A 312-nucleotide genomic window follows, 5' to 3' on the forward strand; every position below is an offset into this window, starting at 1 on the left:
GGCGCGTGGCGCTTGGCCCAACGGGAAGCGTGGTTTTTTTATAAACCGCGCTGACGGGCGGGAGGTCACCCGCCTGCCAGTGAAGCCGACCGGTTGAGAGGCAGGGTTATTTCACGACGATTTCGCGCGGCACATCGACCAGAGCCTCGCCGCCGTTTGGGGTCACCACAAATGTCTCTGTGATCGCCATCCCCCAGTCCGGGGTCCACAGACCCGGCATCAGATGGAACGTCATGTTTTCTTCGAGCTTGGTGGTATCACCTGGACGCAGCGACATCGTGCGCTCGCCCCAATCCGGCGGGTAGCTAAGGC

1 protein-coding gene is annotated in these 312 nt (G+C 61.9%); it reads right to left on the reverse strand.

Features of this window, described 5'->3' with window-relative positions; translation table 11 throughout:
- Positions 1–106: 106 nt before the first annotated feature.
- The coding region (locus O4G76_RS20280) for a M24 family metallopeptidase (RefSeq protein ID WP_269398944.1) at positions 107–312 on the reverse strand (206 nt) is incomplete at its 5' end.

Source organism: Limimaricola sp. G21655-S1 (assembly GCF_027213785.1).
Lineage (GTDB): Bacteria > Pseudomonadota > Alphaproteobacteria > Rhodobacterales > Rhodobacteraceae > Limimaricola.